This window comes from Stenotrophomonas sp. YJH_SMC_58 (assembly GCF_059369635.1).
In genome coordinates, this window is record NZ_JCAFSW010000006.1 from 244639 (window position 1) to 261092 (window position 16454).

At 65.2% G+C, this 16454-nt stretch carries 13 protein-coding genes; 8 read left to right on the forward strand and 5 right to left on the reverse strand.

The window, feature by feature from the left end; translation table 11 throughout:
- Positions 1-344 precede the first annotated feature (344 nt).
- The gene (locus AC5P68_RS10690; protein WP_053090788.1) at positions 345-1118 is read right to left on the reverse strand and encodes a C40 family peptidase; all 774 of its coding nucleotides are present in this window, start codon (positions 1116-1118) and stop codon (positions 345-347) included.
- A gap of 131 nt (positions 1119-1249) precedes the next feature.
- A complete protein-coding gene (locus AC5P68_RS10695) occupies positions 1250-1828 on the reverse strand; it encodes a C40 family peptidase (protein WP_181453284.1) in 579 nt (192 codons plus the stop codon).
- A 73-nt stretch (positions 1829-1901) separates the two neighbouring features.
- Here AC5P68_RS10695 and AC5P68_RS10700 point away from each other — a divergent pair, with 73 nt between their 5' ends.
- The 7 genes from AC5P68_RS10700 to AC5P68_RS10730 all read left to right on the forward strand — a co-directional run bounded on the left by AC5P68_RS10700 (position 1902) and on the right by AC5P68_RS10730 (position 8520).
- The gene (locus tag AC5P68_RS10700; RefSeq protein ID WP_012480915.1) at positions 1902-2384 is read left to right on the forward strand and encodes an FKBP-type peptidyl-prolyl cis-trans isomerase; all 483 of its coding nucleotides are present in this window, start codon (positions 1902-1904) and stop codon (positions 2382-2384) included.
- Between the two features lie 99 nt (positions 2385-2483).
- Complete coding sequence (locus AC5P68_RS10705; RefSeq protein WP_288419929.1) at positions 2484-3728, forward strand: DUF418 domain-containing protein; 1245 nt, start codon at positions 2484-2486, stop codon at positions 3726-3728.
- Positions 3729-3731: 3 nt separating this feature from the next.
- The gene (locus AC5P68_RS10710) at positions 3732-4982 is read left to right on the forward strand and encodes an NAD(P)/FAD-dependent oxidoreductase (RefSeq protein ID WP_184014158.1); all 1251 of its coding nucleotides are present in this window, start codon (positions 3732-3734) and stop codon (positions 4980-4982) included.
- Positions 4979-6337, forward strand: a complete 1359-nt coding sequence (gene gorA, locus AC5P68_RS10715) for a glutathione-disulfide reductase (protein WP_184014157.1) — start codon at positions 4979-4981, stop codon at positions 6335-6337. Before AC5P68_RS10710 ends, gorA begins: the two co-directional genes overlap by 4 nt.
- 159 nt (positions 6338-6496) lie before the next feature.
- The gene (locus AC5P68_RS10720) at positions 6497-7417 is read left to right on the forward strand and encodes a DMT family transporter (RefSeq protein ID WP_111188172.1); all 921 of its coding nucleotides are present in this window, start codon (positions 6497-6499) and stop codon (positions 7415-7417) included.
- Positions 7324-7752: an MGMT family protein gene (locus tag AC5P68_RS10725; protein WP_395760173.1), complete on the forward strand. Its 429-nt coding sequence runs from the start codon at positions 7324-7326 to the stop codon at positions 7750-7752. Before AC5P68_RS10720 ends, AC5P68_RS10725 begins: the two co-directional genes overlap by 94 nt.
- Positions 7753-7845: 93 nt before the next feature.
- Entirely contained in the window at positions 7846-8520 is a 675-nt protein-coding gene (locus AC5P68_RS10730; protein ID WP_111188171.1) for a rhomboid family intramembrane serine protease, read from the forward strand.
- Between the two features lie 50 nt (positions 8521-8570).
- Here AC5P68_RS10730 and AC5P68_RS10735 read toward each other — a convergent pair whose 3' ends face one another.
- Entirely contained in the window at positions 8571-10154 is a 1584-nt protein-coding gene (locus AC5P68_RS10735; RefSeq protein WP_495217122.1) for a phytoene desaturase family protein, read from the reverse strand.
- Positions 10155-10230: 76 nt separating this feature from the next.
- Positions 10231-10725 carry a VOC family protein gene (locus AC5P68_RS10740; protein ID WP_049403590.1) on the reverse strand — a complete coding sequence of 165 codons (495 nt, stop codon included), beginning with the start codon at positions 10723-10725 and terminating at the stop codon, positions 10231-10233.
- A 316-nt stretch (positions 10726-11041) separates the two neighbouring features.
- Here AC5P68_RS10740 and AC5P68_RS10745 point away from each other — a divergent pair, with 316 nt between their 5' ends.
- Positions 11042-14065 carry a TonB-dependent receptor gene (locus AC5P68_RS10745; protein ID WP_049433601.1) on the forward strand — a complete coding sequence of 1008 codons (3024 nt, stop codon included), beginning with the start codon at positions 11042-11044 and terminating at the stop codon, positions 14063-14065.
- A 130-nt stretch (positions 14066-14195) separates the two neighbouring features.
- Here the strand turns inward: AC5P68_RS10745 and AC5P68_RS10750 are convergent, their stop codons facing one another.
- The gene (locus AC5P68_RS10750) at positions 14196-16205 is read right to left on the reverse strand and encodes a M13 family metallopeptidase (protein ID WP_184014156.1); all 2010 of its coding nucleotides are present in this window, start codon (positions 16203-16205) and stop codon (positions 14196-14198) included.
- Positions 16206-16454: the final 249 nt, after the last annotated feature.

The following is a 16454-nucleotide window of genomic DNA, read 5'->3' on the forward strand; positions in this document are numbered from 1 at the left end:
CGGGCTTTTTGTTTGGGAGCTGGCTGGCGCGGTGGCGGTCATGCCGTGCCTGGTAGATCCACGCCATGCGTGGATGGAGGCGGTGCCGACCAACGGTCGGCCCCCACCAAAGGTCAGTACCCACCAAAGGTCAGTACCCACCAAAGGTCAGTACCCACCAGAAGAGGTCGGTACCCACCAGAGGTCGGTACCCACCAGAGGTCGGTAGATCCACGCCATGCGTGGATGAAGGCGGTGCCGACCAAGATCGGCAGCTACCCACCATTGCGCGGGCCTAACAAAAAAGCCGCTGCAGGGCAGCGACTTTCTCGTGTCAGGCGGCGTGGTAGCGCCAACCGGCCAGATCAGAGATCGACCCGGCGGGCCTGCATGAACTTGTTGCCCCAGTAGCCGCTGAGCAGGGTGTCCACGCGCACGTCCTTGCCCGAGCTCGGTGCGTGCAGGAAGCGGCCATCACCCACATAGATGCCGACGTGATCGACGCGGCCCTTGCGGCCGAAGAACACCAGGTCACCGGCGGCCAGCGCGGTGCGGTCGTTGATCAGTTCGGCGTTGTCGTCATGTGCCATTTCACGCGAGACGCGCGGCAGCTCAATGCCCAGGGCCGAGCGGAACACGTAGCCGACCAGACCACTGCAGTCGAAGCCGCTGTCCGGGTTGCTGCCGCCCCAACGGTATGGGGTGCCCAGCAGGGTCATCGCGCGACGCAGCAGCGACTGCACCTTGCCATTGTCGGCCGCGGTGCCGACAACGCTGCCATTGGCAGCGCTGCTGGTGTCGTAGTTGGCGAGGAGGCGGCTGAGGTCACCGGCCACCACGGCCGAGCGGTCCATCAGCGGAATGGTGTCGTTGGCGGCCAGGTGAGGCAGCAGGGCGGCCAGGGTAGCGCTGGCGGCGGCGTCGACGCGGCTGCGTTGCGTAGCGGCAGCCTCGGCCTTGGCGGCCGGTCGGGCGGTGCTCTCGGCCACCGGGGCCGGGGTCACATCGGAACGGTTCGGAGCAGTCTGCGACCAGGCCGGAAGGCTGGTCAGACATAGTGCCAGGCCAAGCAACAGCGGGCGGGCACTACGTGAAGATACGGAAGTCTGGCCTTCGCTTTTCAGGTCGTCAGTCGTCACGCGTCGGTCACAGGAAAAAAACGATGGGGCATCATGCCCTGTAAAAGCGCGGATAAGTTAAAAATTCCGTTAGTAATTCGTTAGTTGCATGGTGATGTTCGTCACAGTTTTGAACATATCGCCTGTTCATTTTAGCGAAGGACGCGTTTCGCCCCTGTGTAGTGGTCCTTCCAGTAGGGACCGCTGAGCGAGTCGAGGCGCACGGTGCCGCCGGTGCTCGGCGCATGCACGAAACGCCCTTCACCGACATAAATGCCGACATGGGTGACGCTGCCGCGGCTGCCGAAGAACACCAGGTCGCCGGTGGCCAGGCGCTGCGGATCGATCTTCGGACCCTGTACCGCCGCCAGGTCGCGCGAGGTGCGCGGCAGCCGCAGGTCCAGCATCTCGCGATAGACATAGGCCACCAGGCCGCTGCAGTCGAAGCCGGAATCCGGGGTGTTGCCGCCATAGCGGTAGGGGGTGCCGACCAGGCTGATGGCACGCATCAGCACCGAGTTGGCCGCCTCGGGGTTGTCCGGCACGGTCTTCGGCCAGTTCGCGGTCGGCGGAGGCGGAGCGGGGCGGGTGGCCTTGCCGCCGCCGCAGGCGGTCATCAGCACGGGCAGGGCCAGCAGCAGGGCCGGGGCGAGGAGCCGGCGCAGGCCGGACGAAACTGGCGTGATGTGCATGTTCTCCGGATAATGCGCCACCTTGGGATTGGCCGTCATGATGGCGGCGTCCCCGCCGGGCGACAACCCGCCCCAACCCGCCTGCCTCCGGCAGATCCAGACAGAGTTGCGCATGAAGATCGAAAAAGACCGCGTTGTCCGCTTCCACTACACCGTTTCCGAAGTCGGCCAGGAGCCGATCGAATCGTCCAAGGACCGCGGCGAGCCGCTGGCGATCCTGATCGGCCACGGCAACATCATCCCGGGCCTGGAAAACGCCATGATGGACAAGGAAGCCGGCGCGACCTTCAGCGTTGACGTCAACGCAGCCGATGCCTACGGCGAGCGCCGCGAGGGCCTGTCCCAGCGCGTGCCGAAGAAGCATTTCGGCAACACCAAGCTGGCTCCGGGCCAGCAGGTCGTGCTGCAGACCAACTTCGGCCCGCGTGCGGTGACCGTGCAGAAGGTCGGCATGAGCGTCGTCGACGTCGACCTGAACCATCCGATGGCTGGCAAGGACCTGCACTTCGACGTGGAAATCGTCGATGTGCGCGAAGCCGGCAAGGAAGAGATCGACCACGGTCACGTCCACGGCGACGGCGGTCACCACCACTGATCGCAGCGCGATCATGATGGCAGCAACGGCCCGCTTCGGCGGGCCATTGCGTTTCTGGAACACGGCGCGGCCATCCATGGCACGCGGGCCGGCGGCATAATGGCGGACCTGCCCGACGGACGCCCCGTGAACGCCGCTTCTCCTTCCCTGCAACCGGTGGCTTCCGGCGAACGCATCGCCGTGCTGGACGTGCTGCGCGGTGCTGCGCTGCTGGGCATCCTGCTGATGAACATCGAGGCCTTCAGCGGACCGCTGGACCTGGCCTTCACCGGCATCGACGTGCATTGGCAGGGTATCGACTACTGGGCCGATGCCTTTGTCTACGTATTCGTGCAGGGGAAGTTCTTCACCCTGTTCTCGTTGCTGTTCGGCGCCGGCTTCGCGGTGATGGCGCAGCGCGCCGAGGCGGCCGGGCGTGACTTCACCCCGTTCTACCTGCGCCGCAGCGCTGGCCTGCTGCTGATCGGCCTGTGCCACGCGCTGCTGGTCTGGTCCGGCGACATCCTGGTGCTTTACGCGCTGATCTCGCTGCCGCTGCTGGCCTGCCGGGAGGCGCCGCGCAGCTGGCTGCCGTGGATGGGCGCGGCGGTCTACCTCGGCGGCGTGGCGATGATGCTGCTGGTCGGCGCGATGGTGTCGATGGCCTCGGCTGACGAGGTGCGGGAAATGCTCACCGAGGCGCAGCAGAGCATCGATCTGCAGCGCCTGGTGTACGGGCAGGGCAGCTGGATGCAGGCCAATGCGCAGCGGCTGAGCGAGTTCGGCACGTCGATGGGGGCGATGCTGATCACCGGCCCGGAAGTGCTGGGCATGTTCCTGATCGGCAGCTGGTTTGCCGGCAGCGGCGCGCTGGCCACGCCGGATCGCTTCCCGCGGCTGTATGCGGTGTTGCGTTGGGGGGCGCTGCCCTTCGGCCTGCTGGTCACGCTGCTGGGTGTTGCCTGGAAGCCGTATCTGGCGCCGGGCGCTTACGATCTGCCGGTTACGGCGGCGATGGCGCTGGTGACGATCGGCGGCCTGCCGATGTGCCTGGGTTACCTGGCCTGGATCGTACACTGGCGCGCGCGGCTGGGCTGGCTGGCGCCGGTCGGGCGCATGGCGTTGACCCATTACCTCGGCCAGTCGCTGCTGTGCACCTGGCTGTTCTACCACTACGGCCTGGGCGCGTTCGAAACGATGCCACGCAGCGTGCAGTTGATGTTCGCGCTGCTGCTGTTCACCGCGCAGGTGGGCATCTCGCACGTATGGCTGCGCCGCTTCCGCTTTGGGCCGATGGAATGGCTGTGGCGCGCGATGACCTACCGGCAGTGGCCGCCGATGCGGCGCGGGGCCGGCCAGGGCTGATCGATGCAGGGCGCGCGCGAGGATGTGATCGTGGTCGGCGCCGGTGCCATTGGACTGGCTGCCGCACTCGCGCTGCGTGCACAGGGCCGGCAGGTACGCGTGATCGACCGTGGGCGTGTCGGCGGCGCGACCTCGCATGGCAACTGCGGCACCATCACCCCCAGCCACGCGCCACCGCTGGCAGCGCCCGGCGTGCCGTTGCGCGCGCTGCGCTGGATGCTCGATCCGCGTGCGCCGCTGTACGTGCGTACACGCCTGGACCCAGCATTGTGGCGCTGGCTGCTGCAGTTCGGGGCGCGCTGCAACGCACGCGACTGGCTGCACGCCACGCGGGCACGCGGCGCATTGTTGAATGATTCACGGCTGCGCCTGGCGCAGTGGGTGCAGACGCATGCGCTGGACTGCGAGTTCGAGGCGCGCGGTCTGGACTATGTGTTCGGTGACGCCCGCAATTTCGATCACCACGCTGCCGAGTGTGAGGCGCTGAACGCACAGGGCATTGCCTCGGCGCGCATCAATGGCACCGACTACGCGCGCGACAATCCGGCGTTTCATGATCGCCTTGCCGGTGCGATCCACTTCCCCGGCGATGCCCAGCTGCGTCCGGACCGCTACACCGCCGAACTGGCGCGCGTGCTGCGCGCACAGGGCGTGGTGATCGAAGAGCAGTCGGACGTGGAGGATTTCAGCGCCGATGCGCAGGGTGTGCGCGTGCGTGTCGGTGAACGCATGCTGCTGGCGCGAGAGCTGGTGCTGGCGACCGGGCCGTGGTCACCGAGCTGGGCGCGGCAACTGGGTCTGCGCGTGCCGATCCAACCCGGCAAGGGCTACTCGCTGACCTGGTCACGACCGGCGCAGGTGCCGCAGCGTCCAGTCGTGCTGAAGGACCATTCCGTGTTCGTGATCGCCTGGCGCGAAGCGCTGCGGCTGGGCGGTACCATGGAATTCGCCGGTGCCGATCCGCAGCTGCGCACGACCCGCCTGCAGGCCTTGCAGCAGGCCGCCGACCACTACCTGCGCGCGCCACGTGGTGTGCAGCTGCAGGAGCAGTGGTGCGGGTGGCGCCCCATGAGCGTGGACGACGTGCCGTTGATCGGCCGCGCGCCCGCGCATCCTCACGTCTGGCTTGCAGCGGGGCATGGCATGCTCGGCATCAGCATGAGCGCCGGCACCGGCCAGCTGATCGCCGATCTCGTCTGCGGCCGCACGCCGGCGATCGATCCTGCCCCTTACCGACCCGAGCGATTCCGATGAGCACTGCACCCTATGATTACGACCTGATCGTCCTTGGCGGTGGTTCCGCCGGCCTGGCTGGCGCGATCCGCGCCGCGCAGCACGGCAAGCGCGTGGCGCTGCTGGAGCCTGGTGAACTGGGCGGGACCTGCGTCAACGTCGGCTGCGTGCCGAAGAAGGCCATGTGGCTGGCGGCCGACCTGCACGAGCGCATCGGCCTGGCCAGTGCGATGGGTTTCGATGTCAAGGTACGCCCGGCATTGTCGTGGCAGGAGCTGGTGATCCATCGCCAGGCCTACATCAGCAACATCCACACCAGCTACCACAAGCGCCTGGACGAAACCGGCGTGGTGCGCATTCCGGCGCGCGGTCATCTGCTCGATGCGCATACCGTGGCCTGCAGCGATGGCGTGCGTTACAGCGCTGAACACATCCTGATCGCCACCGGCGCGCACCCGCTGCGGCCTGACATCCCCGGTGCCGAACTGGGCCTGGTCTCCGATGATTTCTTCGATCTGCGCGCGGCACCGGCCGAGGTGGCGATCATCGGTGGCGGTTACATCGCGGTGGAGCTGGCCGGCCTGCTGCAGGCACTGGGCAGCAAGGTGAGCCTGCTGGTGCGTGGCCAGCGGCTGCTGGATCGCTTCGATTACGAGCTGACCGATCAGCTGGCCGAGAACCTGAAGCAGCAGGGCGTGCGCATCCATTTCGGCTATCGCCTGCGCGAGCTGCAGCGCGATGGCGAACGCGTACGTGCATTCGGCCATGATGGCCCGCTCGACAGCGTGTTCGACGCGGTGTTCTTTGCCACCGGCCGCCGTGGCAACAGCCGCGATCTGGGCCTGGAAGCGCTCGGCATCGGTATCGGCGAACACCAGCAGGTGCAGGTGGACGAATGGCAGACCACGTGTGTGCCGAGCGTGCACGCGGTGGGCGACATCGCTGGCAAGGTCGGCCTGACCCCGGTGGCGGTGGCCGCTTCGCGGCGGCTGATGGACCGCCTGTTCGGTGGCCGCCCGCAGTCGAAGATGGATTACGAGAACGTGGCCAGCGTGGTGTTCTCGCATCCACCGCTGGGCGCGGTGGGCATGAGCGAAGAAGAGGCGCGCGCGCGGTTCGATCAGGTGAGCGTCTACCACAGCCGTTTCCGTCCGATGCTGCAGGCGCTGGCCAATGGCACCCAGCGCAGCCTGTTCAAGATGGTCTGTGCCGGTCCGGAAGAACGGGTGGTGGGCATCCACCTGCTGGGCGAAGCGGCCGACGAGATCCTGCAGGGCTTTGCGGTGGCGGTGAAGATGGGCGCGACCAAGGCCCAGTTCGACGACACCGTGGCGATCCACCCGACCTCGGCCGAGGAAGTGGTGCTGATGCGCTGAGCTGGACGGTTTTAGAGCCGATCCTATGCTCGGCTGCGTTCTGTGCAGACAGGGGCAGCCGAGCGCAGGCTCGGCTCTCCAGGTCACCAGGCGCACCCATGCGACAATGGAAGCCCTTACGCCTTCCCTGGCCGCCCCGTGCGGCCCGCCGTCGTCCTGATGTCCAGCCCCGCTTCCCGTATCGCCACCGCTTCCCCACGCATCGCGCTGGGAGGCATCGGCCTGGCCGCGATCGGCGCCATCGCCGCCTCCGGCAAGGCCATCATCGTCAAGCTCGGCCTGCGTCACGGCGTGGATGCCACCACGCTGCTCGCCCTGCGCATGCTGATGGCGCTACCGCTGTTCGTACTGATGGCACTGTGGTCCGCGCGCCGGGCCGAGCCGCTGTCCTGGGCCGACCGTGCCCGCGTGTTGTGGCTGGGCTTCACCGGCTACTACCTGTCCAGTCTGCTCGACTTCCAGGGCCTGCAGTACATCAGCGTGACCCTTGAGCGCCTGATTCTTTACTTGAACCCGACCCTGGTGCTGCTGATCAACGTGCTGCTGGCGCGCCAGCGGCCCGGTCGGTGGCAGATCGGCGCGCTGGTGCTGAGCTATCTGGGCGTGCTGCTCGCCTTCGGCCACGATCTGCAGCGCGAGGGCGGGCAGATCATCGTCGGCAGCCTGCTGGTACTGGGCAGTGCGCTCAGCTACGCGCTGTACCTGTTCGGCAGTGGGCAGGTGGTCGCACGCATCGGCGCGGTGCGGTTGACCGCCTATGCCAGCTGCGTGGCCAGCGTGCTGGTGCTGCTGCATTTCGCGGTGACCCATCCGCTGCCGTTGCTGTGGCAGGCACCGGCGCCAGTGCAATGGCTGTCGCTGGTCAATGCCACCGTGTGCACGGTGCTGCCGGTGCTGGCGATCATGCTGGCGGTGCAGCGCGTGGGTTCGTCGCTGGCCGCGCAGGTCGGTATGCTGGGCCCTGTTTCCACCATCGTGATGAGCCTATGGCTGCTCGACGAACCGATGGGGCCGGCGCAGATCGCCGGCACCGTGCTGGTACTGATCGGCGTACTGCTGGTGACCCGCCTGCGGCGCTGACACCGGAGCAGGCGCGTGCGCGCATCCTGGCGGTGATCCGCGCGATCCCCGTAGGGCAGGTGATGGGTTATGGGCAGGTAGCGATGCGCGCGGGCCTGCCCGGGCGTGCGCGGCTGACCGCGCGCATCCTGGGCCAGAACGACGACCCGGACCTGCCTTGGCACCGCGTGCTGCGCTCGGATGGGCGAATTGCCATGGAAGAAGGGTCGGCCGGATGGCGCGAGCAGTCACAGCGGTTGCGCGCGGAGGGCGTGGTGGTGGAGAACGGCCGGGTGCGGATGCCGGCGGCTGATCCGGCAGCGGCACTGGATGCCGCTGTGTGGGGCCCGGTCTGAGCACCGCTGGCGACTGAACAGGCCGGACCTGAGGGCCGCCAACAAGACACGGTGCTGCGGCTATGATGGAGGCCGTTCCATGCCGGTACTCCCATGTTCCCGCGACTGCCAACCGTCACCAAGGCCCTGCTGATCGCCAATGCGATCCTGTTCCTGCTGCAGCAGCAGTTCCTGCTCGGCATGCAGACCTTCGAGCCGTTCATGCTGCAACCGCTGCAGCAGGGCTTCGATGCGTTCTCGCCGGGCGGCAACTTCCAGCCGTGGCAGCTGCTGACCTATGGCTTCCTGCATGGCAGCTTCGGCCACCTGTTCTTCAACATGCTGGCGGTCTTCATGTTCGGCGCGCCGCTGGAGCAGACCTGGGGCGAGAAGCGCTTCCTGCTGTATTACCTGGTGTGCGTGGCTGGTGCAGGCGTCTGCCAGCTGCTGGTGGGCACGCTGCTGGAAAACCCGGCGACGGTGCTGGGCGCCTCCGGTGGCGTGTTTGGCCTGCTGCTGGCCTACGGCATGCTGTTCCCCAACCAGCGGGTGATGCTGCTGTTCCCGCCGATCCCGATGAAGGCGCGGACCTTCGTGATCCTGTTCGGCGTGGGCGAACTGGTGCTGGGAATGACCGGCTGGCAGCCGGGCGTGGCCCATTTCGCGCACCTGGGCGGCATGCTGTTCGGCTGGTTGCTGATCCGTTACTGGCGCGGGCAGCCGCCGTTCAACAAGCGTCGCCCGCCCGGCCCCCCGAAGCGCCCGAACCATCTGCGCAGCGTCAAATGATCCGAAGGATCATTTGACGCCGTAGGTGCCGACCGTTGGTCGGCACACCACTACAGGTCCCGCAGCACCACCTGCGCCGCATTGTGCCCCGGTGCACCGGTAACACCACCGCCGGGATGGGTACCCGACCCACACAGATACAGGCCGAGAAGGGCGCCGCGATAGCCGGCCTGGCCGACCATCGGCCGCGCCGAGAACAACTGGTTGGCGCTCAGTGCGCCGTGGAAGATGTCGCCGCCGACCAGACCGAAGGTGCGTTCCAGATCGAGCGGGGACAGCACCTGACGACCGAGCACGCTGTCAGCGAAGCCGGGCGCATAGCGTTCAACGGTAGCGATCATCAGGTCGGCTACCGTCTCGCGGTGGTCATCCCAGTGACGCCCATCAGGAAGTACCGGCGCCACGTGCTGGCAGAACAGGCTGGCCACATGCTGTCCGGGCGGTGCCAGTGAATCGTCCAGCGTACTGGGTATCAGCATTTCCACGATCGGTTCGCGCGACCAACCGTCGCGGCGCGCATCCAGCCAGGCGCGATCCATGTAGTCCAGGCTGGGGGCCATGATGATGCCGGCACTGAGGTGATCGCCCGGACCGGGCAGGGCGCGGAACTCCGGCAGCCGCGACAGCGCCACGTTCATCCGGAAGGTGCCGGAACCGCAGCGCCAGTTCGTCATGCGTTCGCGTGTGGCAGCCGGTACCTGCGCCGGCTCCAGCAGCTGTTCGTACAGCAGCTTCGGATTGACGTTGGCGACCACCGCGCGTGCACGCAGGGTTTCGCCGTTGGCCAGTTCCACCCCCACGGCGCGGCCCTGTTCGGTCAGTACCCGTCGCACGCCGGCATCCACGCGCAGCTCGGCCCCGGCCTCGCGCGCCGCGCTGGCGATGGCCTGGCTGATCGCGCCCATGCCACCCATCGCATGGCCCCATGCACCCTTCACGCCATTGCACTGGCCGAACACGTGATGCAGCAATACGTAGGCGCTGCCCGGTGTGTATGGACTGGCATAGTTGCCGACGATGCCATCGAAGCCGAACAGCGCCTTGATCGGCTCGCTCTCGAACCAGCGGTCCAGGTATTCCGCCGCCGACAGCGTGAACAGGTCCAGCAGCTCCTGCCGCAGCGGTGCATCCAGCGCCGCCAGTTCGCGGCCGAGCTTCCCCATCTGCCAAAGTGCGGGCAGGCCGCGCCAGCCGCCGGCGGCGCCGATGTCCGGTGGCGCGCGGAGAGCCCACGCGCGCAGTACATCGGCGAAGATCTCCAGGCGTGCTTCGTACGCTGGCAGGCGCTGTGCATCCCGAGCGGAGAATCCAGCGACTTCGGCCTGGGTGCGGCCGGGTGCCGACAACAGGTAGCGGTCGTCGGGCAATGGCAGGAAGTTGTTGGCCGGGCGCGTGACAATGCGCAGCCCATGCGCATGCAGTTGCAGGTCTTCGATCACCTTCGGTTGCAACAGCGACACCGTGTACGACGCCACCGAGTTGCGGAAGCCGGGATGGAACTCCTCGGTGACCGTCGCTCCGCCGAGCACGCCGCGCCGTTCAAGGACCAGCACGTTCTTTCCGGCCTTCGCCAGATAGGCCGCACAGACCAGGCCGTTGTGGCCACCCCCGATGATGATTGCATCCCAGGACATCAGCACCTCAAAAAAAGGGGACGGAGGGGATTAAGTCGCAATTCGCACAGGGTCGGCAGCGGTGGGCAGAAACGACTTAATCCCCTCCGTCCCCTTTTTCTATTGCCGCTTCGATGGTGGCGATGTCGATCTTCTTCATCGGCATCATCGCGTTGAAGGCGCGCTTGGCCAATGCCTTGTCCTTGCTGGTCACTGCTTCGATGAGCATGCGCGGGCTGATCTGCCAGGAGATGCCCCAGCGATCCTTGCACCAGCCGCATTGGCTCTCCTGGCCACCGTTGCCGACGATCGCATTCCACAGGCGGTCGGTCTCGGCCTGGTCCTCGGTCTGGATCTGGAAGGAGAACGCTTCGCTGTGCTTGAACGCGCTGCCGCCGTTGAGGCCGACGCAGGGAATGCCGCAGACGGTGAATTCGACGGTCAGCACGTTGCCTTCCTTGCCGTCGGGGTAGTCGCCAGGTGCGTGATGCACGGCGGTCACCGCGCTGTCGGGCAGGAGGCTGGCATAGAAGGTGGCGGCCTCGAGCGCGCCGTTGTCGTACCAGACACAGATGGTGTTCTTGTGTGCCATGTCGGGGCTCCGCGATGGAAGAGGCCGCAGCGATAGCACGCCGGGTGTTAAACCGGGATGGGTATCACGGTGACCGGAGACTGGGGGCGGTAACGGGTGGAGCGGGCTGCAAGCGGCTGATTAATAAACAAAACTTGAACAAAGTTCATGTTTGTATCAAAACTTTTCCTTCAATTTCAATTGGTTATTTTTGTTCAGCCGCCATTGCAAATTAAGAATTGATGAAATTAATATTTGGTTCAGCTACATGGGGCTGTCGCTTCCGTGCAGCAATTCTGCAACTGCAGCCTGATCTTCACCGAATCAAGGAAACTCCATGACCAGCAGCAAGCACGTCGCAAGGTTGAAGCGTACCGCCTTGGCGGTCGTCCTGACTTCTTTCATCGGCGCCGCAGCCGCGCAGAGCACGACCGGTTCGTTGTACGGCAGTGCGCCTGCCGGCACGACCATCGTCGTGCAGAGCGATACGGGCCTGAAACGCTCGGCGACCGTCGACAGCAATGGCCGCTACAACCTCGGCTCGTTGCCGGTGGGCAAGTACACCATCATCCAGCAGCGTGACGGCCAGACCGTCGATCAGCGCGAGAATGTTCTGCTGAAGGTCGGCGTTGGCACCGAGGTGTCGTTTGCCGGTGGCAGCAGTGCCGCCACCACGCTGGAGGCCGTGAACGTCGTCGCGGCGAATGTGCCGAAGATCGATGTCACCAATACGGTGTCCAAGTCGGTCATTACGTCCGAGCAACTGGATGTGTTGCCACTGGGGCGTAGCGCCGAAGCCATCGCATTGCTCGCGCCAGGTGTTGTCGCAGGCAGTGGCGCGTTCAGCAATGGCTCGCGTTCGGTGCTGTCTTTCGGTGGTTCCAGTGTTACTGAGAATGCCTACTATCTGAATGGCTTCCTGGCCAACAATCCGCTCAGCAACCTGGGTGGTATCAGCCTGCCCTATGGGTCGATCGACCAGCAGGAAACGTTCATGGGCGGCTACGGAGCGGGATACGGGCGCTCCACCGGTGGTGTGATCAACCAGCTCGGCAAGCGCGGCACCAATGAATGGCATTTCGGCGTGCAGGCCACCTGGGCCCCGGACTCGCTGTCGGCTTCTGCGGCCACTGTCATCTATCCCAATCGCCTTCTGCCAGATGGATACAGCTACACCGATGACTCGTTGCCTGGTTCGCTCTATCGCTACCGCAAGGACGATGTCGCCACGCGTACCACCTACAGTGGCTATGCCAGTGGCCCACTGATCGAGGATCGTCTGTTCATTCACCTGGCTGCGGAAAAGGACCGCACCGAAGGTGTGTCCACGAACAGCTCTGCAGCAACGCAGCAGGTGCGCAACCACTACACCATTGATGCGCCGAAGTTCTATGGAAAGATCGACTGGAACATCAACGACAGCAACACGCTGGAATACACCCGCGTGCAGAACACCGATCGCAACGGTGGCTACTACCGATCGTTCGACTACGAGGACCTGGCCGAAGGTGATCGCACCGGCACGTTCCCGAACACCACGAAGCTCAAGGACGACTTTGACATCTTCAAGTACACCGGCTACCTGAACGATGACCTGACCCTGAGTGCGGTATGGGGTCGCAGCAAGGAGAGCAATCTGGAGTCGAATCCGCTGGATACGGCCAACCCCTATCTCAGCAGCCCGGGCAATCAGGATCCGTCCATTACCGGTGGCCGCCCCATCCGCAACGACCAGTCGGCGCTCTATACCAAGTCGTCAGATGCGGGCAGCAAGACCCGAGGCCTGCGTGTAGACCTGCAGTACCGCATCGGCAACCACGAGCTGACCGGTGGTATCGATAACATGTACTTCCAGGGGCATAACGAAGGTCAGGCGATGACCGGGCCGGGGTATGCCTGGATCTATGGTCGTGTTGATCCGGCCTCGTCGCCGAATCCGGGCTTTGATATCACCCCGCCGGGCGGCAACGGCTACTTCGTGCAGAAGTACATCTTCTCCACGACCACCAGCATGTCGGTCAAGCAGAAGGCCTACTATCTGGAGGACCGCTGGCAGGTCACGCCGAACTGGTTGGTGACCCTCGGCATCCGCAATGACAAGTTCACCAACTACAACAGTGCGGCCAAGCCTTACGTCGACAGCGGTGACCAGTGGGCGCCGCGCCTGGGCGCGAGCTGGGATGTGTTTGGCGATTCGTCGCTGAAGGTGTTCGCCAACCTGGGCCGCTACTACCTGGCGTTGCCCAACAGCGTTGCCATTCGTGGTGCTTCCGCCTCGACGTTCACCCGCGAGTACTTCACCTATAGCGGAATTGATGCCAACGGCAACCCGACCGGGCTGACCGCTCTGGGCCCGGGCCCGGTGTCAGCCAACAATGAATATGGCCAGACCCCTGATCCGTTGTCGATTGCGCCGACCGACCTGAAGTCGCAGTACCAGGACGAGCTGATCCTTGGCTTCGAGAAGACGCTGGGCGAGCGCTGGAGCTCCGGTGCCAAGTTCACCTATCGTCGCCTGCAGACGGCCATCGACGATACCTGTGACTCCGATCGCATCCACGACAAGCTTGCCGCGATGGGCGTCGACGACAGCAATCTCGATGTCCCGGGCTGTGTGATCTTCAATCCGGGCAAGACCAACACCTTCATGATTCGACACGCGGATGGCTCGGGTTACACGCCGGTGCAGATGAGCTCCGCCGACTGGGGTTACGGCAACAAGAAGGCCAAGCGGGACTACATCGCCGTCGATCTGTTCATCGAGCACCCGCTGAGCGACAAGTGGTACGGACGTCTGGATTACACCTGGTCGCGCAGCTTCGGCAATACCGAAGGCCAGGTGAAGTCGGATATCGGCCAGGATGACGTCTCCAAGACCCAGGACTGGGATGCCGCGGCACTGATGGAATACGCCGGTGGCTATCTGGCGAACGACCGCCGTCACCAGCTGAAGGGCTATGGCGCCTATATGTTCAACGATGAGTGGTCGGCGTCGGCCACCCTGCGGATCATGTCGGGGGCGCCGAAGAGCTGCCTGGGCTACTACGGCACCGATGAGAGTGATCCGCTGGGCTACGACGCGGCCTATCACTATTGCGGTGGCAAGCCGTCGCGTCCGGGTGACGCCGGCCGGCAGCCCTGGACGACCCGCCTGGACCTGGGCGTGATGTATCGCCCTTCGTTTGCAGATCACAAGCTGGCTTTCAGCCTGGATGTTTTCAATGTGCTGAACCAGCGTCGCGCGGTGCAGTCTGACGCGGTCTATGAAGATGGCCCCTACACGGTGTCCAACACCTACGGCATGGGTACCTACTTCAGCGCACCTCGTTCGGTTCGTGTCAGTGCGTCCTACGACTTCTGATCGCAGCACCTGATCGATCTCTCCAGAAAACGACCTGGACCCCGGCCATGCCGGGGTCCCTTTTTTGGGTCGCCAAGCGAAAAAAGGGCGCCCGAAGGCGCCCTCTGCATTACCAGTTGCAGCAGTTAGCTCAGCGCCAGACCTTGATCTGCTCGGCTTCGCTGCGCTGCATCGGCTGGCCGGCCTTGCAGCTGAAGGTGGCACCGAACGCCGGCAGGTTGGCCAGCGTGCCGTTGCTGCGCCACAGGCCCGGTGCACGGATGTCGGCGGTCAGGCGACGCACGGCCTCGTTCGGCGACAGCTGCTGCGCCCACAACGCCGACCATGCGCGGAAGAAGCTCTGTTGCTGTGCCGGCTTGGCCTTCTGCTCCTGCGCGGTGTACGCGGCCCACGCCAGTTCCAGGCCGGCGATGTCGGCCAGGTTCTCTTCCTGGGTGAGCGTGCCGTTGACCTTGGCACCCTTCACGCCCGGGAAATCGTAGGCGCCGTACTGCGCGGCGACGCGGTTGCCGAGCAGGGTCCAGGCGGTCTTGTCGGCCGGCGTCCACCAGCTGCGCAGTTCGCCCTTGGCATCGACCAGTGCGCCCTTGGCATCGATCGCGCGGGTCAGCTCGTGGCCGACCAGGCCACCGAAGCTGCCGAACTTGTCGGCAGCGTCGGCCTTGGCGTTGAACACCGGCCCCTGCAGGATCGCAGCGGTGACGATCAGGCGGTTCTGCGCCAGGTCATAGGCCAGCGACGGCTGCTGCGGCAGCACGTCCCAGCGGCGGTCGGCGTTGCCCTTGCCGATGCGCTTCATTTCCTCACGGTGGCGCCAGGTCGACGCAATCAGCATGTTGCCGCCAAACGAACCACGGCCCATCGGCTGCACGCTGTAGTCGAGATCACGCAGCGGGGTACCGATCTCGATCTTCAGCGCGGCCAGCTTGGCCTGCGCTTCGGTCTTGGCTTCGGCACTCATCCAGCTGCTGTTCTTGACCGCTTCGATCTGCACTTCGCGCACCTTGTCGACGATCCATGCGGCCTGGCGACGGTCTTCGGCCGACAGGTAACGGGCGGCGTATTCGCGACCGAGCATCGGGCCGGCGGCCACGTTGATCGCCTCCAGCACGTCTTCCCAGCGCTGCGGCGGCAGGGTTTCGCCACGCAGCACGCGGCCGCGGAATTCGAATTCGGCGTCGCGGTAGGCCTTGGACAGGTAGGGCGCCATCGAGTCGCCCACGCGCCAGCGCAGGTAGGCCTTCCACTGGTCCGGCTTGAGCTTGGTGACCATGCCATCGAGCTGCTTGAACAGGCCCGGGTCGGCCAGCGAGACCAGGTCGTCGTCCACGCCCTGGGCCTTCAGGAAGGCATCCAGCTGCAGGTTGCGGTAGCGGCTGTTGAGCTCCTTGGTGGAGATCGGCGCGTAGTTGTTGAACGGGTTGTTGATGCCGGCCAGCGACTGCGCGTTGCGCGCCAGTTCGGTTTCCAGTGCGATCACCGATTGCGACTCGGCATCCAGCTTGGCGGCCGGAGTGCCGGTCAGTGCCAGGATCTGCTTGACGTAATTGCGGTAGCGGCCCATCAGCGCAACGGTGTCGGCGTCGGTGCGGGTATAGAACGCCGGGTCCGGCAGGCCCATGCCGCCCTGCATGAAGTAACCGATGTGGCGGTCCAGCGCCTTCAGGTCCACGTCCGGGCCGAAGTTGAAGGCCACCGGGATGCCGACCTGGTGCAACGCGGCGATCGAGGCCGGCACATCCTTGGCCTTCTTGATGGCGTTGATGCGGGTCAGCAGCGGGGCGATCGGATTGGATCCGTCGGCTTCCACGGCGGCTTCGTCCAGGCCGCTGGCCCAGAAGTCGCCCAGCAGTTTCTGCACGTTGCCCTGCGGCGCCTTCATTGCTGCGTCGAGCAGTTCACGCTGCTGCTGACGGCTGCGGTCGACCAGCTGGCCCAGCGCGGTGGTGGCACCGGTCTGTGGCACCGGGTTGGCCTTCAGCCAGCCTGCGTTGGTGGCGTCATAGAAGTCGCTGCACTGGGCGCTGACGGCCGGGGCGCGCGCGGCCTTCTTCTTGGCGGCGGCGAACGCATCATGGGTCGGGACCAGGGTCGCCAGGCTGATGCCCAGGGCGATGGCAAGCGGACGGAAATTGGGCATGTGGAACGAATCCGTGATGGATTGAGGGCGCGCGCACTATAGCAAGCCGCGCATCGACGCGGCATGCACGCATCACGCTGCTTTCGCCGACCAGGGTCGGCCGCTAGCTGTGATCTCTCGGTAGGTTGTTCATCCGGGGCATCTTTGGAAAATGGTGGTTACCACACCTATCCAGTCCCCAAAGAGCCCGGATGAACCACCATAAAAATGCCCGTTTGACGCCGTTTAGTCGAGAACTTCTTGTCCGCC